This is a genomic window from Streptomyces sp. NPDC104309, assembly GCF_055584025.1.
In genome coordinates, this window is sequence record NZ_JBVJMV010000136.1 from 1 (window position 1) to 1,742 (window position 1,742).

The 1,742-nt window shown below is 67.3% G+C and carries 1 protein-coding gene; it reads right to left on the bottom strand.

Annotated elements, in window-relative coordinates; genetic code table 11:
• Positions 1-9 precede the first annotated feature (9 nt).
• Positions 10-1,659 (bottom strand): ISL3 family transposase, encoded by a 1,650-nt coding sequence (locus ACZ68L_RS46835; protein ID WP_469591028.1) that lies wholly within the window; start codon positions 1,657-1,659, stop codon positions 10-12.
• Positions 1,660-1,742: the final 83 nt, after the last annotated feature.

The following is a 1,742-nucleotide window of genomic DNA, read 5'->3' on the forward strand; positions in this document are numbered from 1 at the left end:
AGCCGGAGATCATCTTGGTGACGCGGTCGGTCGGTCCGCATAGCGTCGGCGGAGGTGGGCGATCAGAACGACGCGTTGGCGGAGAAGTGGGATACCGGCGCGTCCGGCCATCAGACGTTTTTGCAGCTTGACATCGGTAATGCGGCCTTCGTTGACTCCGGAGTTGTAAGGGGTGGTGATTCCCTGGGCGACGGCATGCTGGTCTTCGCGCAGGGCCCCGGCGAGGCCGACGAGAGGGGCCAGTCTGCTGTTTGCGAGGTCGTCCAGCCAGTCTGGCAAGGGTGTGGCGTCACGGTTGTCGAGCATGCCGGCGAATCGGCGGACCAGGTTGTGGGTGTGCCTGAGGTCAGGGCAGTGGTCGAGGAGTCGGGGCAGGCGGTCGTTGATGTGTGGGCTGCGGCGGCCCGGGTGGGTGGTGATCCAGCGGGCGGCTTCGCGTGGGGAGGGCGGTCGCTCGCGTGGCTCGTCCAGGGGCAGACCCCGTCTCAGGGGTGCGACGGCCATTTTCACGCGCTGGTAGTGGCCGAGGTAGCCCTTGGTCTGGAGTTCCTCGTGCAGGATCTTCGCGCTGTGCTGTCCTTCGTCCCAGCGTTGTTGCAGGTAGTCGAGGTAGGGGTCCAGGGTGGAGGGCTTGCGGGGTGGGCGGCGCATCACTTCCTGCCAGGTCCGGGCTCGGGCGTACTTGCGTACGGTGCGACGGTCCAGTCCGAGCTCCCGGGCCACGGAGCTGTGGCTCCGGCCTGTGCGGGTCAGGGCATGCACGGCCTCGAACAGCCTTCGGGCATGGCGCCCGGCCCGGGTGTCCGCCGCCGCGGTGCTCTCGGCGGTCTCCTCGACCGGCGCCGGATCGGTCTCACTGACCGGGGGCAGTGCTGCGGGCAGGCAGCTGCGGTGGGTGGAGGCGATGTCCTGGACGCGGCGGGAGAGGCCCTGCCAGAGATGGAAGCGGTCGCTGACCTGCACGGCGTCGGGGGCACCAGCGGTGATTCCGTGCCGATAGGTGAGGGAGCCGTCGCGGCAGGCGACCTCGACACCGGGGTGCTCTCGGAGCCAGCGGCTGAGCTGTTCCGCGTCGCGTCCTTCCCAGAGTGTCAGCGGGAGCCGAGTCGTAGCGTCGACCAGGAGAGTGCCGTAGACGCCGCCGTAGAGCGCGAAGTCGTCCACCCCCAGCACCCGAGGTGTCTCCAGTGGCGGAAGCGGTACCCGCATCAGCTGGGACAGGACGGTGCACCGCGAGAGCGTGACATTCAAGACCCGCAGCATCCGAGCACCGCCCCGGCCGGCCAGAACCACACCGACGGCCTCTACCATGCGCTGCAACTGCGGTGTGCGCCGCTGATAGCGCACGGTCAGGCCCGGCACCTGCTCGGCGAAGGTCACCTTCGGGCAAGTCGGGTCTTCGCAGTACAGGCGGCGTACGGACAAATCGATGCGCAGAGCCCGACCCCCGAGAGTGACATCGGCAAGGTGCCGTACGTAGCGGCTGTGGCACCACGCGCTGAGCCGGCCACATCCAGTACATCCTGCTGGAACACCGGACCTCGTGCGGGCGCGGACCGCCACAACAGCATCGGAGACATCGACCGAGACCACCAACACATCGGCCAACTGCGGTAACAGGCTTGCTAGTTCAAAAGAGCACAGCCACAGGATGCCCACTATTCGGACCAGCCGACCGCGTCACCCAGATGATCTCCGACTACGAAAATCTTGCCAGAGCCACGTTCACGTGTACGCCGACA